Annotated in this window: 5 protein-coding genes; 4 read left to right on the forward strand and 1 reads right to left on the reverse strand. The window is 40.3% G+C overall.

The window, feature by feature from the left end:
* The first annotated feature begins 116 nt into the window (after nt 1-116).
* From ACVCAM_RS26150 to ACVCAM_RS26165, 4 genes are all read left to right on the forward strand, one after another.
* Nucleotides 117-434, forward strand: coding sequence for a hypothetical protein (locus ACVCAM_RS26150; protein ID WP_000785965.1), 318 nt, complete (start codon nt 117-119; stop codon nt 432-434).
* A 22-nt stretch (nt 435-456) separates the two neighbouring features.
* Complete coding sequence (locus tag ACVCAM_RS26155; protein ID WP_001100610.1) at nt 457-762, forward strand: hypothetical protein; 306 nt, start codon at nt 457-459, stop codon at nt 760-762.
* A gap of 44 nt (nt 763-806) precedes the next feature.
* Nucleotides 807-1478: a S1 family peptidase gene (locus tag ACVCAM_RS26160; RefSeq protein ID WP_000285959.1), complete on the forward strand. Its 672-nt coding sequence runs from the start codon at nt 807-809 to the stop codon at nt 1476-1478.
* Between the two features lie 457 nt (nt 1479-1935).
* A complete protein-coding gene (locus ACVCAM_RS26165) occupies nt 1936-2343 on the forward strand; it encodes a hypothetical protein (protein ID WP_001371904.1) in 408 nt (135 codons plus the stop codon).
* Nucleotides 2344-2393: 50 nt separating this feature from the next.
* On the opposite strand, the gene ACVCAM_RS26170 is transcribed toward ACVCAM_RS26165, so the two are convergent.
* Nucleotides 2394-2729 (reverse strand): hypothetical protein (locus tag ACVCAM_RS26170; protein ID WP_031607280.1); only part of this gene is annotated, 336 nt, incomplete at its 5' end.

Consider the following 2729-nt stretch of genomic DNA (forward strand, 5'->3'; position numbering starts at 1 on the left):
ACTTAAGTGCGCATAATCAGGATTATGTAAGATCAGCGTTAAGTAGTCGATTTATTTGAAAGTGACGTCGTCTTTAAGTTAAAATCACCTATAATCAATACCTACTGGAGCAGCTCATGGCTGACACCTACCTCCCCCCGGGCTTTAAAAAATGCAAATCATGTCAGCAAGTTAAACCCTTTGAACAGTTTGGAAAAGAGCTCAAGGGCAAGTTTGGCCTCAAGAGTAAATGCCGAGCGTGTATTAGCGAGAAAAACAAAACGTACGCAGCAGGCCCAGGGGCCGAAGTAAAGACGCAAAATAATAGGACCTACCAGGCAGAAAACAAGACTGAGCTCGCGGAGAAAATGCGCGTTAAGCGTGCGAAAGAAAAATTTGGTGATCGCTATAATTCCTACCTCGCTTCTTTAGAGTCCATGAAAAAACTCAAATAATGTAATCGCCAACGGAGGAATAATGAATGTACATCTGAAATATGATACGATAAAGCACTATCACTTTGATTGGCTAACGCCTGCTGGCGACTATCCTAATTCAGCGGTTATGCTCGTAGGTTTCCGTGATGGGCGCTGGATTATTGTTCAAGAGTTCGGAAATGATTATAGCTGCTTCGAGGGCGTTCTGAAGAATGGTGATGATCTTAATACGGAGCCTAAATTCTATTCCGACTTAGAAAGCGTAGCGGTTGCTGCTTTTGGCATGATGAAGCAGATATATCCCCAGTACCAAGATAGCACGTTAGAAGAATTCCTCGCTGGATAAAATATTCTAGAAACCAAACTCGCCTTATTCGAAGGAAACTGACTATGTATAGAAAGGTTTTAGCTCTTTCAGCCTTACTGATTTCTGCTTGTTCCACCGATAATCCTCATAAACAAAGTATGCACCACAATGATTTTGAGCTTTCGGACTCAGCTGTAAAAATTCAAATCAAGTCTGGAAATAAGACAATCTCCGGCTCAGGTACTTGGATCGATGAACAACATATTCTTACAGCTTCACATTTATGGCTTGATGCAAGCAAGGATTATAGTCTAAGTATAATAACAAGGAATGGGAGCCAACCAGCAACAGTTATCAATATTGATGATCCTAAGAACCGGGACCTCGCTCTTTTAAAAGTAGAAAAAAATACTATTGTCAAAGCCCCACCTAATTGGAAGCTTCCAGTATGTGATAATGTTCTAGCTCCAGGTGAGTCTGTTTGGGTTCTATCGGGAATGTATAATACGCTTTCAAATACGTATGCTTCCCCCGACTCAACCTACTATTATAAAGGAATAGTTGGTTCTGATGGTTTGACTGCTTTTTATCAAAATGGAGTTAGTGGAAGCGCTGTGTTAAACCAATCTAAGAGTTGCTTATATGGTGTTGTGAGTCAACAAGACATTAAAAAGATCAATGTCTATCAGATATATATTACGAAGATTACTACAAATGAAATTATACGCGGATTCATAGGTTATAAAAATAATTAAATGAGCGTAATCTTACAACAGGCAATTCCGACGTTATCTGCGTTGGTCTACCTATCTGAACCTTTAAAAGGAACGTCTATCATGTATAAACTTTTACCCGCAATACTAGTCTTTCTTTCGGTGTTCCTTGGACTAATCGCTCTACTCAGTGCTATCAAAAATGGTTCTGATGAATTGGCGGTATTCCTCATTACACTTTCGGCGTGGTTCGCTGCTTTAAGTAAGTTTTATTCACTTAAACTGTATAAAAATAGTTAGCCTGTGAATCCAAATACAGTTGACAAGTATCCAGCACTGCCCCCGTGATTTATTCAGGTTAGAAGCATTCCCGGAGTGCAGGCTGGGATTAGAAAAGTTACTTTTCTTACGATGTACCAACCAATAGGGCACGACTTATCGTAATGCCTAATTACATATTACCTGTTTAAGTCGATCTAATAATTTCATTGGAGCAGACATGTCCCCGGAATTGGTATCAGGCATTGCACGAGTGGCGCATGAAAAGCTACTTTCAGTTTTGACGGAGTGCGGCACAAAGAAGACGAAAGGCACATGCCTTTTTGCAAGCTATCTTGTATGTTATTTAGCAAAAACTAAAGGTCTAGATGCTGTTGTTCGTGGGGGTAACGGTGCAGATGATGGCGGTATATTTACAGAGAGTGGTGGCTTTGGCCATTATTGGTGTGAATTGAACTTCGAAGAAGTGCAATATTATATTGACATCACTTCCGAGCAGTTTGGGTTTCATCCATACATAGTGAAACGCGTCAACGATATAACAGGATGGCCACGATATATTCCTGGTGATCAGGAAACGGTCGATAGTCATTTAGAACAATTATTACGCGACGGCTATACAGAATAGGCTGCGTATACACTATCGCAGCCTTTCAGGCTCTTAACCCTTGTGACCAGTTAACGGAACCACTCAGGATGACGCTGCCGATCAACGTTGATAACCTGCGAATTAAATTCAACGACATCCGCTGGAGTAAGCATTAATTCATCAGGATTTACAATAAATGGTCTTAAAACCACTTCGCCACCGTCTTCTTTTGCACCGTAGATATTAATAAGAAAGTGCAGTCGTTGATTTCCGTCAGCATTGCGTTGCCATTCTCTAAAAGTCAAAGTCTGTTTAATATAGTTTGTTAAAAGAAATGCGAATTCAGATTCTTCCGTTTGTGAGATACCGTTTTTGTTAGACATTTTTTTTAGTATCTTTCCGAGCATGGATACACAGGCATCTAG

Source organism: Enterobacter sp. CFEC122, from assembly GCF_052983755.1.